Consider the following 23137-nt stretch of genomic DNA (forward strand, 5'->3'; position numbering starts at 1 on the left):
TCAAATGTCCTTGTTGATATCGGTGAAGCAGGCGGCAATCGCCTGGGGATCAACAGCCAGCCATACGCCGGCGTCACGCAATCGCGTCAGGCCGTTGCTGTCGTCCGGTCGCACGATCAGAATTGAGCTCAGCGCGCTGGTGCGCACGATCGCCGCATTGGCCGACGCCGTGGCTAGAAATACCTGCTGCGTGCTCCACCACGGCGGGAACGCCACCGCGACGACCTCGGCCCCGGCACGCACCTGCAACGACAGAGCGGCAACCGCGATCCAGCTGACGAGCAGCAAGAGCCCGGCGTTCAACCACGCCGGCCATCTGGTCCCCGTATCGAGTTGCGCAATCCGCCCCATATGCCCGGAGTAGCCCTACAAGACTAATCGAGCATGAACGGTGAAACACCGGGATACTACGGTGTCGTCGACGAGCAGGTATCATTGTAGCCGAAGCTGGTATCCTGTGCGGCGATAGTCATCATGCCGCAGGCATCGCCGGCACCGGCAGCGCCGTCACCGACTTGATCTTCTCCATCGCGAAACGCGAGGTGACGTTCTTGAGCGACACCGCAGCGATCAGCTTCTTGTAGAAAATATCGTAGCTCTGCATGTCGGCGACGACGACGCGCAGCATGTAGTCGACGTCGCCGGCCATCCGGTAGAATTCCATCACCTCGGGCATCGCGCTGACGGCGTCGGCGAATTTCTTCAGCCAGGCGTCGGAATGGTCGCCGCTTTCCACCGAAACAAATACCGAAAGACCCAGCCCGATCTTGTTCTGGTCGACCAGGGCCACCCGGCGCAGGATCACGCCGTCGGCCTCCAGCCGCTGGATCCGCTTCCAGCACGGCGTCGACGACAGTCCCACGCGATCGCCGATTTCGGCGACCGACAGCGAGGCGTCTTCCTGCAACACCATCAGGATCTTGCGATCGATGGCATCGAGGCGGCGGGTGGATTCCGGTAGCGGAGTGGCGAGATCGGTCATGGGAAGAACTTTGTTCTAATATTGAGGCCAGGAACCCTCATACATAGAACATTATTCCAAATCAAGCCCGAGTTCTCGGCAACATCAGGCCAAACCGCCTCACTTGGCCAAAAGCTCTTCCACTTCAGCGCGTTGCGGGCAGGCAAAGGCGCCACCGTGGCGCGTGCATTTCAGCGCCGCCGCGGCGGAAGCGAAGCGAAGCGCCTCGGGGATGGAGCTGCCGGCCGCAAATTCCAACGCGAAGGCGCCATGGAAGATGTCGCCGGCCCCCAGCGTGTCCACGGTATGGACCGGAAACGCCGGCGTGCGCTGCAGCTCGTGCTTGTCGTCGAGCCACAGCGTGCCCTTCGGGCCGAGCGTCACCGCCAGGAACGACGTGGTGTGCTTGGCCATCTTGCGCAACGCGGCCCCGTCGTCGGTGATCCCCGCGGTGCCCTGCAGCGCCTCATCAGAGAAGATCAGATGCGACGAGGCGCTGAGCAGGCCCTCGCTCAGCGACATCGTGCTGTCGATATCGACGACCACGGGAATGCCGCGACGGCGCGCTTCGTGGCAGAGGTCGGTGCTGAAGCCAGCGCAGCGGCTCTCGATCAGGATGGCGTCGCAATCCTTGAGCAGCACGTCTGCAGAAGGCAGTTTCACCTTCCACAATTCGGGATCGCGGAACGAGATGATGGTGCGCTCGCCGGAGGGGTCCATCATGATGCCGGAGATCGGCGTCACCAGGCCGGGCATGTGCACCAGATGCGTGGTGTCGATACCCTCTTTGGCGAGGTCGTCGAAAATATACTGGCTGGAGGACTCGCCCGCGTCGCCCATCGGGCCGGTCAGCAGGGCATGGCCGCCGAGCCGGTTGATGCCGATCGCGGCATTCAGCGCATTGCCGCCACAGATCTGCGCAAAGCGGTCGGCGTGGAATTTCTGGCCGCGGCCGGGGACCGCCTGGACGCCGAAGGTGAGGTCGCGTACCGGCATGCCGATGCACAGGATGTTCTTTTTCGAGCTCATGACGTTTCCCCGGTAGGTCTCAGGCCGGCTGCAGCCAGCGGCCGAGCAGATGATGGGCGATGGCGAAGGGATGCGGTCCGGCGAGCCCGTCGGGGTGTTCGCGGTTCAGCATCAACGTCGCCTCGTCCCGGTCAAACCACCGGGCGTCTTCAAGTTCCATGCGGTCGATGGTAATCGAATCCGTCAAAGCGCGCGCCTGGCAGCCGATCATCAGCGACGACGGATACGGCCACGGCTGCGTCATGTAATAGGTCACGTCGGTGCAGCGGATGCCGGCCTCTTCGAATATCTCGCGGCGAACCGCGTCCTCGATGGTTTCGGCGGCCTCGATGAAGCCGGCGAGGCACGAATACATGCCGGGCGGAAACTGCTTCTGTCGGCCGAGCAGGCATTTGTCGCCGTTCTCCACCAGCATGATGGCCACCGGATCGGTGCGCGGAAAGTGCTCGATCTTGCAACTGGGACAGACGCGCTTCCAGCCGCCCTCCGCCATCGCGGAACGCACGCCGCAATTGGCGCAGAAGCCGTGGCGCTGATGCCACGACACCAGCGACTTGGCCATCGCGATCGCCGAAAGCTGGTCCGGCGGCACCACGCCCTGCATCGCCATGCCGCGCAGCTCGGACAATACGTAGTCCTGGCGGGTCAGCAGCGCTTCCACCGCCGGCGCTGATATTCCCATGCCGAACACCGCGGCGCCGTCGCGCAGCCCGAGGAAGATGGTGCCGGGATTAGCGCCGGCCTGCAGCGCCTCGGGAACGGTCAGCAGTGGCCGCGGGCCATTCGGTTGCTGCTTCAGCACCAGCGAATCGCGATGCACCACATAGGCGCGACTGTCGCGGTGGGCCTCCAGCGCGAACAGTTTTTCGTCGCTGAAGCGCAGATGCGCGGCGCGGTCGAGCTGGTGCGAGACGAACGCCGGATGGTCCAGCGGAAACAAATCATTGGGTGTCATGGGTCAACCAAGCCAGATCTTGCGGCGCAGTTCGCTGATGAAGCGCTGCACTTCGGCGGCATCGTGGGCGAGCGGCGGCATCACGCCCCACACCGGCCGCGGCCAGGCGGCGTCCGAGGTGCGGCGCGCGATGATGTGGACGTGCAGCTGCGGCACGACGTTGCCAAGCGCCGCGACGTTGAGCTTGTCGCATTGGGTGATCTCTTTCAGCGCGCGGCCGACGCGATTGATCTCGGTCATCAACTGACCCTGCGCGACCTCGTCGAGATCGATGATCTCGACCGTATCGGCGCGGCGCGGCACCAGCATCAGCCAGGGATAATGCGCGTCCTTGACCACCAGCACGCGGCTGAGCGGCAGATCGCCGATGTCGATGGTGTCTTTCTGCAATTGTGGGTGCAGCGACCAGGTCGAAGAGGAGGTCATGGGGATTCCGGATGAGGCTGCAGGGAGTCTAGAGGGTTTTGCGGGGACGGCAAACGGGTATCGGTGGCCCATAACGTTGCGGCATTTGCCGAGGTGCTATTGCGCCAGCATCGGCCATGCGATCCAGCTGATGATCGCGATGCAGGCGATCCAGATCGCCACGATGATCACCGCCCCCGCCCGACTGACCGGCTTGGCGCGATCCTGCGCCGCCGCGCGGAATTCCGCCATCAGGTCCGGCGGAATCAGGCGCACCGCCAGCAGAATGCCGAGCGGGACCAGCACGAGATCGTCGAGATAGCCGACCACCGGGATGAAATCCGGAATCAGATCGATCGGACTGAGCGCATAGGCGGCCACAACGGCCGCGACCGCCTTGGCGATCCACGGCACCCGCGGGTCGCGCGCGGCCAGCCACAGCGCCAGAACATCGCGCACGATTCCGCGCGCCCATTGCCTGACCTGACCGAGCATCGCCATGGCTCCCTGCCTCCGGGCCAATTTGAATTCGCAGGCGGTCCCGGCGCAAGCCCCGCTTGCTTTCCGCCCGCTTTGGCCCCAAATAAGCCCCGGGAGATTGGCGGTGGACGAGCCACTCGCCAATCGGGTCAGGTCCGGAAGGAAGCAGCCCTAACGAGATCCGGATCGGGTCGCTCGTCAGTCTCCTACTTGTTTTGTCGAGCAAAATCAGTGCTCTGCTCGATCAGAAGACCAGCACTTTCGGCAGCGACCGGTTTGCCGTCCCGCCGCCCGTTGTTCCGCAATCCGGCCCCTTGAGACAACACATTGCGGATTGATCGATGACCGACGCCGGCTTGCCTGTCCCGCCCACCGATGACACGCAGGGCGGCTTCGACATCGGCGGTGCGCCCGCCGTCGGCAAGCCCTACCGCGTCCTCGCCCGCAAATATCGCCCAAACAGCTTCGACGACCTGATCGGCCAGGACGCGCTGGTCCGCACCGTCTCCAATGCGTTCGAGACCGGGCGAATTCCGCAGGCCTGGATCCTCACCGGCGTGCGCGGCGTCGGCAAGACCACCACCGCGCGCATTCTGGCGCGCGCACTGAATTACGAACTGGCCGACGGCTCGATCAAAGGCCCGACCATCCAGATGCCCGGCCTTGGCGTGCACTGCCAGTCGATCATGGAAAGCCGTCACATCGACGTGCTGGAAATGGACGCCGCGTCGCATACCGGCGTCGACGACGTCCGCCAGATCAATGACAGCGTGCGCTATGCGCCGTCTAGCGCGCGCTACAAGGTCTACATCATCGACGAAGTCCACATGCTGTCGACGGCGGCGTTCAACGCCTTCCTGAAGACGCTGGAGGAGCCGCCGGAACACGCCAAATTCGTGTTCGCCACCACCGAAATCCGCAAAGTTCCGGTGACGATCCTGTCGCGCTGCCAGCGCTTCGATTTGCGCCGCGTCGATGCCGACGTGCTGATGAAGCATCTGGCGAATATTGCAGGCAAAGAGAACGTCGAGGTCGAGCCGGAAGCGCTGGGGATCATCGCCCGCGCCGCCGAAGGCTCGGTGCGCGATTCGCTGTCGCTGTTCGACCAGGCGATCGCGCATGCGGCCGGCACCGTGCGCGCCGATTCGGTGCGGCAGATGCTGGGCCTGGCCGACCGTACGAGGGTCATCGACCTGTTCGATTCGCTGGCGCGCGGCGACATCGCCAGCGCTTTCGCCGAATTCCGCGAGCAATATGACGTCGGCGCCGACCCGATCGCGGTGCTGTCGGATCTTGCCGAATTCGTCAATTTCGTCACCCGCGTGAAGATCGTCCCGGCCACCGCCGACAATGTCGCGTTCGGCGAGACCGAGCGGCTGCGCGCGCGCGACTATGCCTCGAAGCTGTCGATGCGCGTGCTGTCGCGGATGTGGCAGATGCTGCTGAAGGGCATCACCGAGGTGCAGGGCGCGACGCGCCCCGCCGCGGCCGCCGAGATGGTACTGGTGCGGATCGCCTATGTCGCCGACCTGCCGACGCCGGACGAGGCGATCAAGATGATCGGCCAGAATAATGGCGGATCGGCGCCGATGATCGGCGGCAACGGCAATGGAGGCGGTGCGTCGTCATCGTCAGGTTCGACGGTATCGTCGATGCCATCCTCTTCGCCGCGCGCTTCGCTGCAGCGTGGCGGCGTCGAGATGTCGCCGCGCCCCCAGATGAGCGCGCCGGCACCGGCCGCCGCGCAGCCCGCCGTGCTGACGATCTCGACCTTTCCCGAACTGGTGGCCCTGGCCGGCGCCAAACGCGACCTGATGGTGCGCGCCGCACTCGAAGCCGACGTCCGGCTTATCAGGATAGAGGACGGCCGGCTTGAGCTCGCGATGGAGCGCACCGCGTCCCGCACGCTGATCAACGATCTTTCGCGAAAGCTCGAGCAGTGGACCGGCCGGCGCTGGAGCGTGATCGTTTCCAACGAAGAAGGCCAGCCGACGCTGCGTTGGCAACTTGACCAGCAGAAGGACGCCCGCAAGCAAGCAGCTCTAGCCGACCCGCGGGTACAGGAAGTACTGGCGCGGTTTCCCGGCACGGAAGTGACGGTGCGCCCGATTGTTCAAGAATTGCCAGGCACCGGCACCACCGACGCCGACCTTACCGGCGAGGACTCGACCGACGCGCTCGAAAGCGACGACGATCTCTAGACACGCAAGGATACGCCCATGGCTGATTTTCTCGGCATGATGAAGCAGGCAGCGCAGCTGCAGTCGAAGATGAAGGCGATGCAGGACGAGCTCGAGCACGTCGAGGTCGAGGGCCTGTCCGGCGGCGGCCTCGTCACGGTCCGCATGACGGCGAAGATGGAAGTCAAGAACGTCAAGATCGACCCGTCGCTGGTCAAGGCCGACGAGATCGAGATTCTCGAAGACCTGCTGGTCACCGCGCTCAATGATGCCCGCCGCAAGGCCGAGGCCGCCATGGCGGAGAAGATGCAGTCGCTGACCGGTGGCATGGGCCTGCCGCCGGGGCTGGGCCTCACCTGAGATGGCCGCTGGCGTCGCCGGACCGGAAATCGAAAGGCTGATCCAGCTCCTGGCGCGCTTGCCGGGGCTTGGCCCGCGCTCGGCGCGGCGCGCGGCCTTGCACCTGATCAAGAAGCGCGAGGCGTTGATGGCGCCGCTCGCCGGCGCGCTGCAGGTGGCGATCGATAAAATCCAGGTCTGCAAAAGCTGCGGCAACATCGATACGCAGAATCCGTGCACGATCTGCACCGATCCGCGCCGCGACCCCGCGACCATCGTGGTGGTCGCCGATGTTTCGGATTTGTGGGCGCTCGAACGCGCAAATGCCACAACCGGACGCTATCACGTTCTCGGCGCCACATTGTCGCCGCTGGATGGCGTGGGTCCCGACGATCTGACCATCGATGCGCTGGTCGCGCGCAGCCATGACCCCATGGTGACGGAAATCATCCTGGCGCTGAATGCCACGGTCGATGGCCAGACCACAGCACATTACATCACCGACCTCCTGACGGAGGCCGGCGTCAAAATCACCCGGCTGGCGCATGGCGTGCCGGTCGGCGGCGAACTTGATTATCTCGACGAAGGCACGCTGTCGGCTGCGATGAAGCAGCGGACGCTGTTCTAGACACTGGAAGAAACTGAATGACACGGTCCTCTATTCTGAATCTGTTCGGCAGCCTGGTGCTGGCGCTGTCCTTCGCCGGCGCGGCCCACGCGCAGACGCCGGCGCCTGCGCCCGCCCCGGCAGCGCCGGTGGTGCCAAAGCCGATGCAACTCGGCGACGTGCTGAGCGGCAAGCTCAGCGCGCTGCGCGTCCGCGCCGCGAAGGGCAAGCGCGCCAACAGCTTCCAGCTGGTCAGCGAGCCACGCCGGCTGCCCGCCCCGGCCGGCCTGTGCAATCTCGAGACCGGTCCGGAAACCTTCGAGATCGTCGCGGCCAACGACGCGCAGACCAAACAGTTGCAAAAGCTGCTCAACAAGGACGTGTCGCTGAAAGTCACCGAGGTCGCCTGCGCCGAACAGGCCGGGCAGATGAGCGAAGCGCTGGTGACGAAGTGGAGCGTGGTGTCGACGCCGAACTAGCAAGTCAGGCATCGGCAGCGGTGTTGGGTCACCTCTCCCCGTTGGGGAGAGGTCGGCGCGTAGCGCCGGGTGAGGGGGCGGCACCATCGACGGCCCCCCCCCTCACCCGCCCGGCTTCGCCGGTCGACCTCTCCCCGGCGGGGAGAGGTGTCGCACCGCCTGAGCTTTGTAACCTCACGCAAAATTTCCGACGCTAAATCCGCACCGGTCCCAGCGCCTCGAAATGTCCACGCCGCTGCAGCCACAGCAGCAGCACGAGACTGGGCAGCGCCACCGCCATGCTGATGACGAAGAACACCGGCCAGCCCGTCGCCTGCGCGACATAGCCGGCGCCGGCCGAGAGGTAGGTGCGCCCGACCGCGGCCAGTGCTGTGAGAAGCGCGTATTGCGTGGCGGTGTGCAGCGGGTTTTTGCAGAGCGCCGAGAGATAGGCGACGAAGATCACCGTGCCGATCGCACCCGTAAAATTCTCTACCGTGATCGCCAGCGCCAATGCCCACTGGTTGACGCCGACCAGAGCCAGCCACGCAAAAGCGAGGTTCGACAGCGCCTGCAGCACCGCGCCGATCCACAGGCTCGCCGCCAGCGAATAGCGCCGCGCGACAAAGCCGCCGGCAAAGCCGCCGATCAGGGTCGCAGCGAGGCCGACGCCCTTGACGATCGCGGCATAGTCGTTGCGGGTGAAGCCGATATCGATCACGAACGGCGCCGTCATGGTGCCGGAAAATGCATCGGTCAGCTTGAACAGCACGACGAAAGCCAAAGCCGCCGAGGCATCCTTGCGTCCCAGAAACTCCGAGAACGCGCCAACCGCCGCCTTCAGCACGCGCGCAAACGCGCTCTCGCCGCGCGTTGCCGCTTCGGCAACGGCCGACGCCTCCGGCTCGGTGGCGGCCAGCGCGGTGATGGTGCCGAGCAGCACCATCGCCGCCATCGCCACATAGCCCCACATCCAGGCGGTGGAGCGCGCCAGCCCGGCGCTCTCGAATCCGCTGACCAGGAACAGCACGCCGGCGGTGGAGACCAGCATGCCGATCCGGTACGCCGCCACATAGGACGCCATGCCGGCGGCCTGTTCGCTCTCCGGCAGGCTTTCGACGCGAAACGCATCGACCACGATGTCCTGCGTCGCCGACATCGCCGCCACCAGCAGCGCGCCGAGCGCCACGAACAGCGGCGACTTCGCAGGGTCCGTCAGCGCCAGCAGCAGGATCGCGGCGATCAGCAGCAATTGCGAGAACACCAGCCAGCCCCGCCTGCGTCCGAAGCGGCGGGTGAACAGCGGCACCTGCAGCGCATCGACCAGCGGCGCCCAAAGGAATTTCAGCGTGTAGGGCGTGCCTACCAGCGCGAACAGTCCGATGGTGCCGAGGTCGACGCCGGACTCGCGCATCCACACCAGCAGCGTCGAGCCCGACAGCGCCAACGGCAGCCCGGAGGAAAAGCCGAGCAGCAGCACGATCAGCACGCGCGGCTGCAAATACACCGCCATGCTCTCGCGCCAGCTGGCACGGGGTTTCAACACGGGCGATTCGGACGCGGAAGGCGCAGATGTCATGCGCCACTGCTAGCAGATTCGGCGGAAGCAGGTGTAACCGGGCGTCCGCCGCTGGCGAAATGCGGCCGTCTGCCCACACTCCGCTGTCGTCGCCCGGCTTGACCGGACGACTCAGTAAACGCCGATGCTATCGATGTGTTGTGGCGGCGCGCGCCGTCAGGCGATCCCCGCTTCGGCGCCCGGTTTGGCGTGGACCGGCAGCATCAGATAATGCACGCCGTTCTGCTGTGCCTTCGGGAAATGCCCGGCACGCATGTTGACCTGGATCGACGGCAGCAACAGGGTCGGTGCCGACAGCGTGGCATCGCGCGCTGTCCGCATCGCGACGAACTGGTCTTCGGTCACGCCCGCCTTGACGTGGACATTGCCGTCGCGCTGCGCCTGCACGGTAGTTTCCCAGGCATAATCGTCGCGTCCCGGCGCCTTGTAGTCGTGGCACATGAACAATCGGGTTTCCGGTGGCAGCGCCAGCAGCCGATGGATCGAGCGATAGAGCTGGTTCGCATCGCCGCCCGGGAAATCCGCGCGCGCCGTGCCGTAATCCGGCATGAACAGCGTATCACCGACGAACACCGCATCGCCGATCTTGTAGGACAGGTCGGCCGGCGTATGGCCGGGCGTGTACAGCGCCTCCACCGTCAGATCACCGATCCGGAACGTTTCGCCATCGACGAACAGATGGTCGAAGTCGCTGCCATCGGTGCGCAAATCCTGGGCGTTGAACACCGGGCGGAAGATCTTCTGCACGTCCTTGATGTGCTCGCCGATTCCGATCTTCGCGCCGGTCTTCGCCTTGATGTAGGGCGCGCCGGACAGATGGTCGGCATGGGCGTGGGTCTCCAGCGCCCATTCGATGGTCAGGCCGTCGTCGGCCGCCGCCTTGAGCATCGCCTCGACGGAGCGCACATCGACGCTGCCGTCGCGGTGGTCGTAGTCGAGCACCGGATCGATCACGGCCGCACGCCGCGTCACGGGATCGCTGACCAGATAGCTGATGGTGTTGGTCGGCTCGTCAAAAAACGCCCTGATGACCGGGCTCGGGGATTTGGATGACGTCATGTCTCGAACTCCTGTGTCGATTGCTGTTGACATTTATATTAGCTTATTCTAAATAAGCAATAGCTAATAGATGAGATCACCATGACGGCCAGCCCTTCGCTCGACATTAACGACTTCGCCGCCAACGCCCTTGAGGTGGCCAACACCTTGCGCGCGCTCGGCAACGAGCGGCGGCTGATGATCCTGTGCAAGCTGGTGGAATCCGGCGAGATGACGGTCGGCGCGCTGGTCGAGGCCGTCGGCCTCAGCCAGTCGGCGCTGTCGCAGCACCTCGCGAAAATGCGCGACGAGAACATCGTGACTTTCCGCCGCGACAGCCAGACCCTCTGGTACCGGATCGCCGACCCTCGCATCGAGCAATTGATGGCCGAACTGCATCGCCTGTTCTGCCGCACCCAACCCGTTTAACCCAGGAGTTCAGCATGACCCTTCCCCACATTTCCCCCGAAAAGGCCCGGCAGATGGTTGCCAGCGGCGCCGTGCTCGTGGATATCCGCGAGGCCGACGAACACGCGCGCAGCCGCATCGCGCAGGCTCGCCATGAGCCGCTGTCGAAGCTCGGCGCCATCGATCCGGGCGCCGACGCGCCGGCCGTGATCTTCCACTGCAAGTCCGGCGGCCGGACCGCGGCCAATGTCGAGCGCCTGGCGTCATCGACAGACTGCGAGGCCTTCATCCTCGAAGGCGGCATCGAGGCCTGGAAGAGCGCCGGCCTGCCGGTCGTCGAGGACAAGAAACAGCCGATCGAAATGATGCGGCAGGTGCAGATCGTCGCCGGTTCAATGGTCGTGACCGGCGCCGTGCTCGGCGCATTGCTGCATCCCGGCTTCTACGCGCTGTCGGGTTTCGTCGGCGCCGGGCTGGTCTTCGCCGGCGTCTCCGGCACCTGCATGATGGCGAAGGTGCTGGCGCTGGCACCGTGGAATCGCCGCGCCACGCCGGCGCACGGCTGAACGAGGTCTCACGATGCTGATGACTGCCGCTGACATCGCGACGCTGTTGTCCGGCGGGCTGGTCGGTTTCGTGCTGGCCGTGGTCGGCGGCGGCGGCTCGATCCTCGCCGTGCCGCTGCTGGTCTACGGGGTCGGCGTCGCCTCGCCGCATGTCGCGATCGGCACCAGCGCGGTTGCGGTGGCGGTCAGCGCCTTCGCCAACATGCTGTCGCACTGGCGCGCCGGCAATGTCCGCTGGCCCTGCGCCATCGTGTTCTCGCTGGCCGGCATCGTCGGCGCCTTCGCCGGCTCTGCCGTCGCCAAGCAGGTGGACGGCCAGAAGCTGCTGGTGCTGTTCGGCCTGTTGATGATCGCGATCGGCGCCTTGATGCTGCACCGGCGCGGCGGCGGCGGCGATGCTGCCATCCGCCTCACCAAGGCCACCGCGCGAAAACTGCTGCCGATGCTGGTCGGCATCGGCTTTGCCGTCGGCATTCTGTCGGGCTTCTTCGGGATCGGCGGCGGCTTCCTGATCGTGCCGGGCCTGATGCTGGCGACCGGCATGCCGATGAATGCGGCGATCGGCACCTCGCTGGTGGCCGTCGTCGCTTTCGGCGCCTCGACCGCCGCGAGCTATTCGTTCTCCGGCCTGACCGACTGGAGACTGGCGGCGATCTTCATCGCCGGCGGCCTGCTCGGCGGCTTCGCCGGCATTGCGGCCGGCCGACTGATCGGCGCGCATGACCGCGTGTTGCGCTCCGTCTTCGCCGGCGTGGTGATCGTCACCGGCGGCTACGTCTGCATCCGCGGCGCGCTGCAATTCATGTGAGTGGCATCAACAAAAAGGCGGCTCGATGAGCCGCCTTTTCAATCGTGACGATAGCGGCGAAAACTACTCCGCCGCGAGCTTCAGATCCGGTGCTGCGGCCAGCACATCCGCATCGACCTGCGCTTCGAACTTGGCGAAGTTCTTCTGGAACATGCCGACCAGTTTTCGCGCGGTGGCGTCGAACTCGGCCTTGTCGGCCCAAGTGTTGACCGGGTCGAGGATCTCGGAGGGTACGCCGGGCAGCGCGGTCGGTACCGCGAAACCGAAGTACTTGTCGGTGCGGAATTCGACGTTGCGCAAGGAGCCGTCGAGCGCCGCCGTCAAGAGCGCGCGCGTCACCTTGATCGGCATCCGCGAGCCCGTGCCGTATTTGCCGCCGGTCCAGCCGGTGTTGACCAGCCAGCAATCGACATTGTGCTTCGCGATCAGGTCGCGCAGCATGTTGCCGTAGACGGAGGGATCGAGCGGCAGGAACGGCGAGCCGAAGCAGGTCGAGAATTCCGGCTCGGGATCGTTGCCGAGACCGCGCTCGGTGCCCGCCACCTTGGCGGTGTAGCCAGACAGGAAGTGATACATCGCCTGCGCCGGGGTCAGCTTGGCGATCGGCGGCAGCACGCCGAATGCGTCAGCGGCGAGCATCACCACGTTCTTCGGCTGCGGCGCGCGGCCGGTGCGAGAGGCGTTGGGGATGAACTCGAGCGGATAGGCCGAGCGGGTGTTCTCGGTCTTCGAGCCATCGTCGAAATCCGGCACGCGGGTGTGCTTGTCGAGAATGACGTTCTCCAGCACGGCGCCGAACCGCTTGGAGGCCGCATAGATCGCGGGCTCGGCCTCTTCCGACAGCTTGATGGTCTTGGCGTAGCAGCCACCCTCGAAGTTGAAGATGCCGTCAGAACCCCAGCCGTGCTCGTCATCGCCGAGCAGCGTGCGCTTGGGGTCGGCGGACAGCGTGGTCTTGCCGGTGCCGGACAGGCCGAAGAAGATCGCGCTGTCGCCGCCCGGGCCGACATTGGCCGAGCAGTGCATCGGCATCACGCCCTTCGCGGGCAGATAATAGTTCAGCGTGGTGAACACGCTCTTCTTCATCTCGCCGGCATAATAAGACCCGCCGATCAGGACGATCTTGCGGGCGAAATCGATGGCCACGACGTTCTCCGAGCGGACGCCGTGGCGTTTCGGATCGGCGCGGAAGCTCGGCAGGTCGATGATGGTGAGTTCCGGCACGAAGTCCGCCAGCGCGGCGGCTTCGGGGCGGATCAGCAGCGTGCGGATGAACAGCGAATGCCAGGCCAGCTCGGTGAAGACGCGGGTCTTGATCTGGAAGGTCGGGTCGGCGCCGCCATAGAGGTCCTGCGCGAACAGCTCCATGCCTTCGGCGTGCTTCTTGAAGTCGACGTAGAGCGCCTCGAACTGCTCGGGCGTGATCGCCTGGTTGCCGGCCCACCACATGTTCTCGGTGGAAGCATCCTTGACGGTGTACTTGTCCTTCGGACTGCGGCCGGTGAAGACGCCGGTGTCGGCGCAGAGCGCGCCATCGGCGGAGAGTTCGGCCTCACCGACCCGCAGCGCGTGCTCATAGAGTTGAGGGGCGCCGAAATTCCAGTTCACGGCCTTGAGGTTGGTCAGTCCGAATTTGTCGGCACCATAGGCCGCGTTGCGTACGCCCGTTTCTTTCACGAAGTATCCTCCTTGAGTCCGCGGTCACCACCGGTCGCCTGTCACCAGGCACCGTCAGCCGCGGTAGGCTTCAATATAGACCGTCTGGTCACGGTCGGGCGACCTAATAGTGGGCAGCGTGGGGGGAAACAAGACGGAACGGTCATATTTGGTTTTTCGGGTGGCCCGCCTTGATGTCGCTCAATCCGGGATCGCCCGCGCCTGTTCCGCCAGTTCGCGCAGCACCGCGCGCAAGGCGGCAGGCGTGTCGATCCGTCGCGGGAAGTTCAGCCGCTGCACCATGGCACCGCCTTGCAGATCGAGTCCGTCGGGATCGCAGCCGGTGCACGACCAGTCGCCCGGCGCCGCTCCCAGCAATCGGGTGGCATAGAGGCCAAGCGCATCGCGGTGGTCAGCGTTCATATGCGCCACGGCGCCCTGCTCCGCCTCCAGCATCGCCGCGGCGCCGGTCAGGTCGGTCAGAAACTCGTCGGGCGAAAGATCGTGGATCCGGCCGAAGCCGGCGACCAGATGCGCGCCGCTGGGCACAATCCTGAAGAACGAAAAGTCCTTGAAGTCGACGAACATCTCCGCCGACGGGTGCACCGCGAGATACCGCTGCCGCAGCGCCAGCGCCGCGTCGCCTTCGGCCTGCTGCGCCGTGCCGGCCAGCATGATGCGTGCGCCCTGCAGGGGATCGCCGGGCGCGCGCTCGTCGAGCATCAGGGACACCCTGGGGTCCGCCAACAGGTTTGTCGTGTGCACTGCAAGACGCGAGATCAGCAGGATCGGCGCGCCGTCGGCGGCGCTGGCGACGTTCACCAGCGAACAATACGGATCACCTTTCGGTGGCCGTAGCGTCGCCAGCGCGCCCTGCCGGCTGCGTCGCAACAGCGACCGGGCCAGTGCCGCGGGGTCGAAACCGGGGGTCGGCTGCATCGGCTAAATCCAGAATTTCATTGCACTAACTGCCTTTTTCTCGGCCCACGGAGTGGCTATAGGGAAATGGAACCCATCCCCAGCTCATACGTTCAATGGAACTCGGCCACATTTCAGCCCAGCTTGCATTGCTCGTTGACTGTGTTCTTAAGGCCACCTCTCTCGACGGATCGTCGAATCTTCGCCTCCGTCACTCCCGCTTCGGAAAGCAGGCTCATGCCCACAATCGCTCTGGTCGACGACGACCGCAACATTCTCACATCCGTGTCGATCGCGCTGGAGGCCGAGGGCTACCGCATCATGACCTATACGGATGGCGCGTCGGCCCTCGACGGCTTCCGCACCAGCCCGCCCGATCTGGCGATCCTCGACATTAAGATGCCGCGCATGGACGGTATGGAGACACTGCGCCGGCTGCGCCAGAAGTCGGATCTGCCGGTGATCTTCCTGACCTCGAAGGACGAGGAGATCGACGAATTGTTCGGCCTCAAGATGGGTGCCGACGATTTCATCCGCAAACCGTTCTCGCAGCGCCTGCTGGTCGAGCGCGTCAAGGCGGTGCTGCGCCGCGCCGCCCCGAAGGATCCAGCCGCCCCGCCGAAGGAAACCGACGCTAAGGCGCTCGACCGCGGGTTGCTGCGGATGGACCCGGAACGCCATACCTGCACCTGGAAGAACGAGCCGGTCACCCTGACCGTCACCGAATTCCTGATCCTGCAGGCGCTGGCGACCCGTCCCGGCGTGGTCAAGAGCCGCAACGCCCTGATGGACGCCGCCTATGACGACCAGGTCTATGTCGATGACCGCACCATCGACAGCCACATCAAGCGGCTTCGCAAGAAGTTCAAGGTGGTCGACGACGACTTCGAGATGATCGAGACCCTGTACGGTGTCGGCTACCGCTTCAAGGAAACCTGATCGGACCGGCGCGCAGCCGCGGATGGGGCCTGACGGCCCCGCCGCCGTGGCGTAGATTGCGCCTGCTCGCGCGGGCGGCGCGGCGTCGTGCACACAAACAGGCAGGCTTGGTTTTGCTGGATCGAACGCAGCCCGATGGCAACCCGGATGTCGATGGCCCCGCGCCGTCGCAGCCGGACTCCGACATCGGAACCCCCGTGCGGGCCTGGCAGCGGCCGTTGAACTGGCTGCGCAGCCTGCGGCAGTACTTCGTCGCGCTGACCTTCTCCAGCCTGACCCGCCGCATCGTGTCGCTGAATCTGCTCGGCCTGGTCGCCCTCGTGACCAGTATTCTCTATCTGTCGCAGTTCCGCGCCGGCCTGATCGATGCCCGCGCGCAGAGCCTGCTGGTCCAGGCCGAGATCATCGCCGGCGCGATCGCGGCCTCGGCGACGGTCGAGACCAACACCATCACCATCGATCCCGACCGGCTGCTCGACCTCAAGCCCGGCGAGACCTATGGCGCGCCGGATGAGTTTTCCGGGCTGGACTTCCCGATCAACCCGGAACGCGTCGCCCCCGTGTTGCGCCAGTTGATTTCGCCGACCAAGACCCGGGCGCGCATCTATGACCGCGACGGCGTCCTGATCCTCGACAGCCGCAGCCAGTTCGCGCGCGGCGACGTGATGCGTTTCGAACTGCCGCCCCCCAATAGCGAAAAACCCGGCTTCGCCGAGCGCGCCATGATCGGGGTGCGGACCTGGCTGAACCGCGGCGACCTGCCTTTGTACCGCGAACTCGGCCCGGAGAACGGCAACGGCTATCAGGAAGTGACGCAGTCGCTCGACGGCGTGAAAAGCAGCATGGTTCGGATCAACGAACGCGGCGAGGTGATCGTCTCGGTGGCCGTCCCGGTGCAGCGGTTTCGCGCGGTGCGGGGCGCGCTGATGCTGTCGACCCAGGGCGACGATATCGACCAGATGGTCACCGCCGAGCGCCTCGCGATCCTGAAAGTGTTCGCGGTGGCCGCCGTGGTGATGATCGTGCTGTCGCTGCTGCTGGCGTCCACCATTGCCGGCCCGGTTCGCCGCCTCGCCGACTCGGCCGAGCGCGTCCGCCGCCGCATCCGCCACCGCGTCGAAATCCCCGACTTCACCGACCGCCGCGATGAGATCGGCCACCTCTCCGGCGCGCTGCGCGACATGACCGACGCGCTGTACAACCGCATCGAGGCGATCGAGACCTTCGCCGCCGACGTCTCGCACGAGTTGAAGAACCCGCTGACCTCGCTGCGCTCCGCGGTGGAGACGCTGCCGCTGGCCAAAAACGAGAACAGCCGCGGCCGGCTGCTGGCGGTGATCGAACACGACGTCAGGCGGCTCGACCGGCTGATCTCCGATATTTCGGATGCCAGCCGGCTCGACGCTGAACTGCAGCGCAACGACGTCGCCCCGGTGGATGTGCGGCGGCTTCTGACGACGCTGACCGGCGTCGCCAACGAGACCAAGCTCGGCCACGACGTCGGCGTCGAATTGCGCTTCGAGGGTGCGGCCTCCGATACGTTTTCGGTGCCCGGCCATGATTCGCGGCTGTTTCAGGTCATTACCAACCTCGTCACCAATGCGCAGTCGTTCTCGACGCCTGGCAGCAAGGTCCGGATCGTGTGCCGGCGGCTCAAGGCCGACATCGAGATCCTGGTCGATGATGACGGCCCGGGCATCGAGCCCGATGCGCTGGAGCGGATCTTCGAACGCTTTTACACCGACCGGCCGCACCAGGGTTTCGGCCAGAATTCCGGGCTCGGTCTGTCGATCTCCAAACAGATCGTCGAGGCACACCGCGGAAAAATCTGGGCGGAGAACCGGATTGGCCCGGTCGATGCCGACGGCCAGATCGAGGTCCACGGCGCCCGCTTCGTCGTCCGGTTGCCGGCGACATGAGCGCGTCGAGCCCCACGGTCCATGCCTCGGCCGTGCTGATCGGCGACCGCGCCGTGCTGGTCCGCGGTCCCTCCGGCGCCGGCAAGTCGCGGCTGGTGCTGGAGCTGATCTGGGCCGGACAGGCCGGGCCGCTCGACGCCGCGTTACTGGTCGGCGATGACCGGGTCCACCTCGAGGCGCGAGAGGGCCGGCTGTGGGTGCGCCCGGCAACCCAACTGGCCGGGCTGATCGAGGTGCGCGGCCTCGGCCTCCGCCGGCTCGATCACGCGGCGAGCGCCATTGTCGGATGGGTGGTCGATCTCGATGCCCCGGACGCCGCACGGTTGCCGGAACCTTCCGCGCTGCGGACCGTCATCGACGGCGTCGAACTGCCGAGAATTCCCGTCGGGGCCGGCTATTCGGCGCTGCTGCTGGTCATGGCCGCCCTGACCACGACCGAGGGTGCGACATCCCAGCAGGTCCAGGACGATTGCTCAAAGGGAATTGGTAACCATATTAGTCCCACTATCGCCACCGACTAGACCCGCAACCGCTTCCCGATAGATGGTATTTTAAGGGAGAATTGCGAAGAGTCCCCTTGCAAGCGGGCTCTGGATGGTCAAAGTGGCCCTTTCGTGCGGCGCACCAAGCAGCGCCCACGAGGAGTTTCCTATGATTGGTCTAGTACTTGTGACCCACGGGCGCCTTGCCGACGAGTTCAAGGCGGCGCTTGAGCACGTGATGGGTCCACAGAAGCAAATCGAAGCCGTCACCATCGGCGCCGAGGATGATTCCGATTTATGTCGCAGCGACATTATCGATGCGGTCGCCCGCGTCGATAGCGGCGCCGGGGTCGCTATCCTGACGGATATGTTCGGCGGCACCCCGTCGAACCTGGCGATCTCCTGCATGAGCCGGCCGAAGGTCGAAGTGCTGGCCGGTATCAACCTGCCGATGCTGGTCAAACTCGCCAAGGTGCGCGCCGACATGCCCCTGCCGGAGGCGATTGCCGCGGCACAGGAGGCCGGCCGTAAATACGTCACCATCGCCAGCCGGGTTCTGGCCGGCAAATGACCGACGGGACCGACCAGGCAAGTTCGAACGGCGGCGAGACCGCGCCCGATGCAGCGTCGTCAGCCGGCGGCGTGTCCCGCGAAATCCCCATTATCAACAAGCGTGGCCTGCATGCGCGGGCCTCCGCCAAATTCGTGCAGATGGTCGAGCGCTTCAATGCCGAGGTCACCGTGACCCGCAATGGCGAAGAGGTCGGCGGCACCTCGATCATGGGCCTGATGATGCTGTCCGCCGGGCCCGGAACCACCATCCTGGTGTCCGCCAAGGGCGCCGAAGCGCAAGCCGCCCTCGACGCCATCACGGAACTGGTCGGCAACAAGTTCGGCGAAGAATAGAATTTCTTGCTTCCCTCTCCCCCGCGCGAAGCGAAGCTTCGCTAGGTGGGAGAGGGTGGACGCGCGCCAGCGCGGCCGGGTGAGGGGTCGCCACAATCTCCGGGCTTGTTCAATCCCCCTCATCCGTCACGGCCTTCGGCCGTGCCACCTTCTCCCACAAGGGGAGAAGGAAGAAAAAGGGACCTACCTTCCCGGCGGCACGATCACCACGTTCCACTTCGTCGCGGCACTGGCCTGGCCCTTGAAGAAATGCCGCGTCGAGACCACGATCCTCTCGCCGTTCGCGGCGTTTTCCCTCATCCATTGGTCGCACATCGCCTGCTTCCAGTCGTCGATCTGGCAGATGCCGATGAAGCCCTCGCGCTTGGCCTCTTCCAGCGACGTCAGGCCGGACGGCCACGGCTCGTAGGGCGTCAGCGGCATCGGATGGTCGGGGCTGTAGAAGGTCATCTGCTCGCCGACGTCGGTGTAGCCGGCGGCCACCTTCCACGGCGAATGGAAGCGCGCGTGCCAGATCTCGGTGAGCTGGCGGGAGAGCTGCGAATACGAGATGTGGGTGAAGCGGCCCTCGGCATCGTGCGGCAGCGTGGCGATGGCGATCTGCGGCGCCAGCACCAGGGTCAACAGCGTCAGCACCAGCCAGATCGCGGCGAGTCGCACCACGGCAGCCCCCGGCACCCGCAGCGAGGGGATCGCGACCACGGCCAGCGGCACCAGGAAAAACAGCGAAATGCCCCAGTCGGTCTTCAGATAGACGTTGAATGCCAGCGCGCCGAGCGGCGGCCCGACCGCGACGATGCCCTGGATCAGCCAGATGTTCAGCGCCTGATCGCGCCGGACGCCCTGATTGTCACGCATCGACCACGGCTCGGCCAGGAACGCGCGGGGATCCTGCCACGGCAGCTTCCAGCGGCGCGGGCTCCACGCCAGCGCCAGCGCGGCCAGCACCAGCGGAAGTGCCAGCAGCGCGCCATTGTGGCCGAGATAGCCCAGCACCAGTTGCACGCTCTGCAGATGGCTGGAGATCGCATAGGTCCCGCCGGCATAGAGGAACGGCGCAAAATTCACCTGCTTGAGCCAGATGCCATGCGGTATCATCAAGGCGGCCAGCGTCACGATCGCCGCCCATGGTGCCGGGGAACGCAGGAACAGCATCCGCGCCGGATGGATCAGCGCGGCGAGGCCGATCGCGCCGATCATCGTCACCACCCAGTATTTCGTCATCAGCGCCAGCGCGCCGGCCGCACCCAGCAGGATGCCCGAGCGCAACGTTCGCTTGTCGAAGGCGTCCAGATAGGCCAGCACCAGCAGCGGCAGCGTCACCAGTTGCAGCAGATCGGGATTGTATTTGAAGCCCTTGAAATTGAAGATCGGATAGAGCGCCAGCATCACCACCACGAGAAAGGCGCGGCGGCGATCGACCACGCGCAAGGCGATCTGCCAGCAGATCATCATGCCGACGCTGACCGTGGCCATCGCCAGACCATAGGTCGCCCAGTCGGTCGGCGGAAACACGTCGAACCAGGCCCCCGCGACCCAGCCCGACAGCGGCGGATGCTTGCCATAGCCCAGCAGCAGCTTCTGGCCCCAGGCGTAGCCCTCGGCGACGTCGAAATGCACGTCCTGCGCGGCCTTCAACTGGGTCAGGATCGCGGTCCACAGCACGCCATGCGCCAGCGCGAAGCCGGCGACCAGCCACGTCGCGAGGCGCTCGTGCCGGGCCCAGGCGATCAGCCGCGCCGCGCCGCGACGGCCGAACCCGCGGCGGCGAAGACGAGAGATTGGCGGGGCAACGGCGCGTCGAACAGCTTTCTTCATGTGCCCTGCCTAGCGCGTTTCCGCCGGCGGGGAAATCAGGATGCCGTGAGGCCGCAGCCCCGGAATCGGCTGGAAAAGCGCAATAAGGTTGCCGCAAGGGGGCGCGAATGCTATCCCGCGCGCATGACAACCGTCCCGATTTCGAACATCCGCAACTTCTCCATTGTCGCTCATATCGATCATGGCAAGTCGACCCTGGCCGACCGGCTGATCCAGCAGACCGGGGGGTTGCAGGCGCGCGAAATGAAGGAGCAGGTGCTCGATTCGATGGACATCGAACGCGAGCGCGGCATTACCATCAAGGCGCAGACGGTGCGGCTGAATTACCTCGCCAAGGATGGCCAGGACTACATCTTCAATTTGATGGACACGCCCGGCCACGTCGACTTCGCCTATGAGGTCTCGCGCTCGCTGGCGGCCTGCGAAGGTTCGCTGCTGGTGGTCGACGCCTCGCAAGGCGTGGAAGCCCAGACGCTCGCCAACGTCTATCATGCGCTCGACGCCGGCCACGAGATCGTGCCGGTGCTCAACAAGATCGACCTGCCCGCCGCCGAACCCGACCAGGTCAAGCAGCAGATCGAGGACGTCATCGGCATCGACGCCTCCGACGCGGTGATGATATCGGCCAAGACCGGCATCGGCATTGATCTCGTGCTGGAAGCCATCGTCACCCGGCTGCCGCCGCCGAAGGGCGACCGCGCAGCACCCCTAAAGGCGCTGCTGGTCGATTCCTGGTACGACGTCTATCTCGGCGTCGTCGTGCTGGTCCGCGTCGTCGATGGCGTGATGAAAAAGGGCATGCGCGTCCGCATGATGGGCACCAACGCCGCCTATGATCTGGAGCGCGTCGGCTTCTTCACGCCGAAGATGACCGCGGTCGACGAACTCGGCCCCGGCGAGATCGGCTTCATCACCGCGGCGATCAAGGAAGTCGCCGACACCCGCGTCGGCGATACCATCACCGACGACAAGCACCCGATCACCGAGATGCTGCCGGGCTTCAAGCCCGCCGTCCCCGTGGTGTTCTGCGGCCTGTTCCCGGTCGACGCCGACGATTTCGAAACGCTGCGCGCCGCGATGGGCAAGCTGCGGCTCAACGACGCCTCGTTCTCGTTTGAAATGGAAACCTCCGCCGCGCTGGGCTTCGGCTTCCGCTGCGGCTTCTTAGGATTGCTGCATCTGGAGATCATCCAGGAGCGCCTTTCCCGCGAGTTCGATCTCAATTTGATCGCGACCGCGCCCTCCGTGATCTACAAAATGCACCTGACCGACGGCAGCGAGATCGAGATCCACAATCCGATCGACATGCCGGACGTCGTCAAGATCGCCGAGATCCATGAGCCATGGATCGAAGCCACCATCCTCACTCCCGACGAATATCTCGGCTCGGTTCTGAAGCTGTGCCAGGACCGCCGCGGCACGCAGAAGGAGCTGACCTATATCGGCACCCGCGCGATGGTGAAGTACAACCTGCCGCTCAACGAAGTGGTGTTCGATTTCTACGATCGCCTCAAGTCGATCTCCAAGGGCTACGCCTCGTTCGACTATCACGTCACCGACTACAAGGCCGCGGATCTCGTCAAGATGCAGATCCTGGTCAACAACGAGCCGGTCGATGCGCTGTCGATGCTGGTGCATCGCAACCGCGCCGAAGGCCGCGGCCGCGCGATGGTCGAGAAGATGAAGGACCTGATCCCGCCGCATATGTTCGTGATCCCGATCCAGGCCGCAATCGGCGGCAAGGTGATCGCCCGCGAAACGGTGCGCGCGATGCGCAAGGACGTGACAGCCAAGTGCTACGGCGGCGACATCAGCCGCAAGCGCAAGCTTCTGGAGAAGCAGAAGGAAGGCAAGAAGAAGATGCGGCAGTTCGGCAAGGTCGAAATCCCGCAGGAAGCGTTTATTGCCGCGCTGAAGGTGGATAGTTGATGGGCTGCCGCTTTCTTGCGGCACGCTGACTGTTGCACTTAACTCGTAACATGTTACGTTACTCTAGATGTCTACGACGCCAAAGAAAACTGGTGCCCAAACATCGCAGCAACGCATGGCGTCGCGGCGCGAGCGGTTGCGCGCGCAGGGGCTTCGGCCGGTGCAGTACTGGGTACCGGATCTGCGCGATCCGGCTGTGGTCGCCGACCTGAAGCGTCAGGCAAAACTGATGGCGCAGCATCCGCAGAATGCCGAACTCGACGATTGGCTGGACAAGGCGATCGACTGGGACGAATGGAGATAAAACGCGGGGACATCGTTCTGATGATTGCCCCGCGCGATCTTGGACGACCGCGGCCTGGCGTCATCGTTCAAGCCGATGAATTCAACGCCGAGTTTTCGACGATCTTTATCTGTCCGATGACAACCGACATTCAAGACGGCTTTCCCCTGAGACCATATGTCGATCCGAGCGCGGAAAACGGACTACGTCTGCGCTCGCAGATCATGACGGACAAGATGGCTGCTATCCGCCGCGAACAAATTCGCAGCCTGATCGGCCATATCGACGTCGAAACCGCCCAACAACTCGATCGCTCGCTTCTGGTCGTTCTTGGCCTTGCGCGGCAAGCCTGATTGAAGCGATTGATAGCGTGCCCCAGCGCACCGCAACATCCAATCCGCTTGCCTGCAGCTTCATGCCGACCCATGCTGCGACGACGACGCCGAAAACGGCGCGTGACATAACATCGGGAGG

26 protein-coding genes and 1 other RNA gene are annotated in these 23137 nt (G+C 65.0%); 16 read left to right on the forward strand and 11 right to left on the reverse strand.

All coding sequences use genetic code 11. From position 1 onward, the window contains the following. From FIU28_RS23870 to FIU28_RS23895, 6 genes are all read right to left on the reverse strand, one after another. Positions 1-288 carry a hypothetical protein gene (locus tag FIU28_RS23870; protein ID WP_143575588.1) on the reverse strand — a complete coding sequence of 96 codons (288 nt, stop codon included), beginning with the start codon at positions 286-288 and terminating at the stop codon, positions 1-3. 184 nt (positions 289-472) lie between these two features. After that, on the reverse strand, positions 473-982 hold the full coding sequence (locus FIU28_RS23875) for an Lrp/AsnC family transcriptional regulator (protein WP_143575589.1): 510 nt from the start codon (positions 980-982) through the stop codon (positions 473-475). A 99-nt stretch (positions 983-1081) separates the two neighbouring features. After that, the gene (locus FIU28_RS23880; protein WP_143575590.1) at positions 1082-1990 is read right to left on the reverse strand and encodes a sugar kinase; all 909 of its coding nucleotides are present in this window, start codon (positions 1988-1990) and stop codon (positions 1082-1084) included. A gap of 19 nt (positions 1991-2009) precedes the next feature. Further along, positions 2010-2945 carry an NAD(+) diphosphatase gene (gene nudC, locus FIU28_RS23885; protein WP_143575591.1) on the reverse strand — a complete coding sequence of 312 codons (936 nt, stop codon included), beginning with the start codon at positions 2943-2945 and terminating at the stop codon, positions 2010-2012. 3 nt (positions 2946-2948) lie between these two features. After that, positions 2949-3371: an HIT domain-containing protein gene (locus tag FIU28_RS23890; protein ID WP_143575592.1), complete on the reverse strand. Its 423-nt coding sequence runs from the start codon at positions 3369-3371 to the stop codon at positions 2949-2951. A gap of 96 nt (positions 3372-3467) precedes the next feature. Then, positions 3468-3851 (reverse strand): YkvA family protein, encoded by a 384-nt coding sequence (locus FIU28_RS23895; protein ID WP_143575593.1) that lies wholly within the window; start codon positions 3849-3851, stop codon positions 3468-3470. Positions 3852-3943: 92 nt separating this feature from the next. On the opposite strand from FIU28_RS23895, the gene ffs reads away from it, so the two are divergent. The 5 genes from ffs to FIU28_RS23920 all read left to right on the forward strand — a co-directional run bounded on the left by ffs (position 3944) and on the right by FIU28_RS23920 (position 7435). Beyond that, positions 3944-4040, forward strand: an RNA gene (ffs, locus tag FIU28_RS23900) — signal recognition particle sRNA small type. A 131-nt stretch (positions 4041-4171) separates the two neighbouring features. Further along, positions 4172-6031: a DNA polymerase III subunit gamma/tau gene (locus tag FIU28_RS23905; protein ID WP_143575594.1), complete on the forward strand. Its 1860-nt coding sequence runs from the start codon at positions 4172-4174 to the stop codon at positions 6029-6031. An 18-nt stretch (positions 6032-6049) separates the two neighbouring features. Continuing rightward, positions 6050-6370, forward strand: a complete 321-nt coding sequence (locus FIU28_RS23910; protein ID WP_143575595.1) for a YbaB/EbfC family nucleoid-associated protein — start codon at positions 6050-6052, stop codon at positions 6368-6370. A 1-nt stretch (position 6371) separates the two neighbouring features. Then, the gene (recR, locus tag FIU28_RS23915; protein WP_143575596.1) at positions 6372-6977 is read left to right on the forward strand and encodes a recombination mediator RecR; all 606 of its coding nucleotides are present in this window, start codon (positions 6372-6374) and stop codon (positions 6975-6977) included. A 17-nt stretch (positions 6978-6994) separates the two neighbouring features. Then, positions 6995-7435 carry a hypothetical protein gene (locus FIU28_RS23920; RefSeq protein WP_168203025.1) on the forward strand — a complete coding sequence of 147 codons (441 nt, stop codon included), beginning with the start codon at positions 6995-6997 and terminating at the stop codon, positions 7433-7435. 193 nt (positions 7436-7628) lie between these two features. Here FIU28_RS23920 and FIU28_RS23925 read toward each other — a convergent pair whose 3' ends face one another. Beyond that, on the reverse strand, positions 7629-8993 hold the full coding sequence (locus tag FIU28_RS23925) for an AmpG family muropeptide MFS transporter (RefSeq protein WP_143575597.1): 1365 nt from the start codon (positions 8991-8993) through the stop codon (positions 7629-7631). Between the two features lie 156 nt (positions 8994-9149). Continuing rightward, positions 9150-10052: an MBL fold metallo-hydrolase gene (locus FIU28_RS23930; protein WP_143575598.1), complete on the reverse strand. Its 903-nt coding sequence runs from the start codon at positions 10050-10052 to the stop codon at positions 9150-9152. A gap of 81 nt (positions 10053-10133) precedes the next feature. On the opposite strand from FIU28_RS23930, the gene FIU28_RS23935 reads away from it, so the two are divergent. The 3 genes from FIU28_RS23935 to FIU28_RS23945 are packed head-to-tail and all read left to right on the forward strand — an operon-like array spanning position 10134 to position 11813. Continuing rightward, entirely contained in the window at positions 10134-10460 is a 327-nt protein-coding gene (locus FIU28_RS23935) for an ArsR/SmtB family transcription factor (protein WP_143575599.1), read from the forward strand. A 14-nt stretch (positions 10461-10474) separates the two neighbouring features. Continuing rightward, positions 10475-11005, forward strand: coding sequence for a rhodanese family protein (locus tag FIU28_RS23940; protein WP_143575600.1), 531 nt, complete (start codon positions 10475-10477; stop codon positions 11003-11005). Positions 11006-11018: 13 nt separating this feature from the next. Beyond that, positions 11019-11813 carry a sulfite exporter TauE/SafE family protein gene (locus tag FIU28_RS23945; RefSeq protein ID WP_143575601.1) on the forward strand — a complete coding sequence of 265 codons (795 nt, stop codon included), beginning with the start codon at positions 11019-11021 and terminating at the stop codon, positions 11811-11813. Positions 11814-11876: 63 nt separating this feature from the next. On the opposite strand, the gene FIU28_RS23950 is transcribed toward FIU28_RS23945, so the two are convergent. Next, the gene (locus FIU28_RS23950; RefSeq protein WP_143575602.1) at positions 11877-13490 is read right to left on the reverse strand and encodes a phosphoenolpyruvate carboxykinase; all 1614 of its coding nucleotides are present in this window, start codon (positions 13488-13490) and stop codon (positions 11877-11879) included. A 180-nt stretch (positions 13491-13670) separates the two neighbouring features. Next, positions 13671-14408, reverse strand: coding sequence for a HugZ family pyridoxamine 5'-phosphate oxidase (locus FIU28_RS23955; RefSeq protein ID WP_143575603.1), 738 nt, complete (start codon positions 14406-14408; stop codon positions 13671-13673). Between the two features lie 216 nt (positions 14409-14624). Here FIU28_RS23955 and FIU28_RS23960 point away from each other — a divergent pair, with 216 nt between their 5' ends. The 5 genes from FIU28_RS23960 to FIU28_RS23980 all read left to right on the forward strand — a co-directional run bounded on the left by FIU28_RS23960 (position 14625) and on the right by FIU28_RS23980 (position 18633). Further along, on the forward strand, positions 14625-15326 hold the full coding sequence (locus FIU28_RS23960) for a response regulator transcription factor (RefSeq protein ID WP_143575604.1): 702 nt from the start codon (positions 14625-14627) through the stop codon (positions 15324-15326). Between the two features lie 113 nt (positions 15327-15439). Further along, the gene (locus FIU28_RS23965; protein ID WP_143575605.1) at positions 15440-17245 is read left to right on the forward strand and encodes a sensor histidine kinase; all 1806 of its coding nucleotides are present in this window, start codon (positions 15440-15442) and stop codon (positions 17243-17245) included. Further along, on the forward strand, positions 17242-17766 hold the full coding sequence (locus FIU28_RS23970; RefSeq protein ID WP_143575606.1) for an HPr kinase/phosphorylase: 525 nt from the start codon (positions 17242-17244) through the stop codon (positions 17764-17766). Before FIU28_RS23965 ends, FIU28_RS23970 begins: the two co-directional genes overlap by 4 nt. A gap of 130 nt (positions 17767-17896) precedes the next feature. Further along, on the forward strand, positions 17897-18298 hold the full coding sequence (locus tag FIU28_RS23975; protein ID WP_143576368.1) for a PTS sugar transporter subunit IIA: 402 nt from the start codon (positions 17897-17899) through the stop codon (positions 18296-18298). Beyond that, the gene (locus FIU28_RS23980; protein ID WP_143575607.1) at positions 18295-18633 is read left to right on the forward strand and encodes an HPr family phosphocarrier protein; all 339 of its coding nucleotides are present in this window, start codon (positions 18295-18297) and stop codon (positions 18631-18633) included. The genes FIU28_RS23975 and FIU28_RS23980 overlap by 4 nt, the downstream gene beginning before the upstream one ends. Before the next feature lie 183 nt (positions 18634-18816). Here FIU28_RS23980 and FIU28_RS23985 read toward each other — a convergent pair whose 3' ends face one another. Continuing rightward, entirely contained in the window at positions 18817-20451 is a 1635-nt protein-coding gene (locus tag FIU28_RS23985) for a glycosyltransferase family 39 protein (RefSeq protein WP_143575608.1), read from the reverse strand. A 123-nt stretch (positions 20452-20574) separates the two neighbouring features. Between FIU28_RS23985 and lepA the strand changes: the two genes are divergently transcribed. The 3 genes from lepA to FIU28_RS24000 all read left to right on the forward strand — a co-directional run bounded on the left by lepA (position 20575) and on the right by FIU28_RS24000 (position 23016). Next, positions 20575-22380 (forward strand): translation elongation factor 4, encoded by a 1806-nt coding sequence (gene lepA, locus FIU28_RS23990; protein ID WP_143575609.1) that lies wholly within the window; start codon positions 20575-20577, stop codon positions 22378-22380. Between the two features lie 115 nt (positions 22381-22495). Next, positions 22496-22684: an antitoxin MazE family protein gene (locus tag FIU28_RS23995; RefSeq protein WP_246660788.1), complete on the forward strand. Its 189-nt coding sequence runs from the start codon at positions 22496-22498 to the stop codon at positions 22682-22684. Further along, positions 22675-23016, forward strand: a complete 342-nt coding sequence (locus FIU28_RS24000) for a type II toxin-antitoxin system PemK/MazF family toxin (RefSeq protein ID WP_168203026.1) — start codon at positions 22675-22677, stop codon at positions 23014-23016. Before FIU28_RS23995 ends, FIU28_RS24000 begins: the two co-directional genes overlap by 10 nt. Positions 23017-23137: the final 121 nt, after the last annotated feature.

This window comes from Tardiphaga sp. vice154, from assembly GCF_007018645.1.
In the GTDB taxonomy this organism is placed as follows: Bacteria; Pseudomonadota; Alphaproteobacteria; order Rhizobiales; family Xanthobacteraceae; genus Tardiphaga.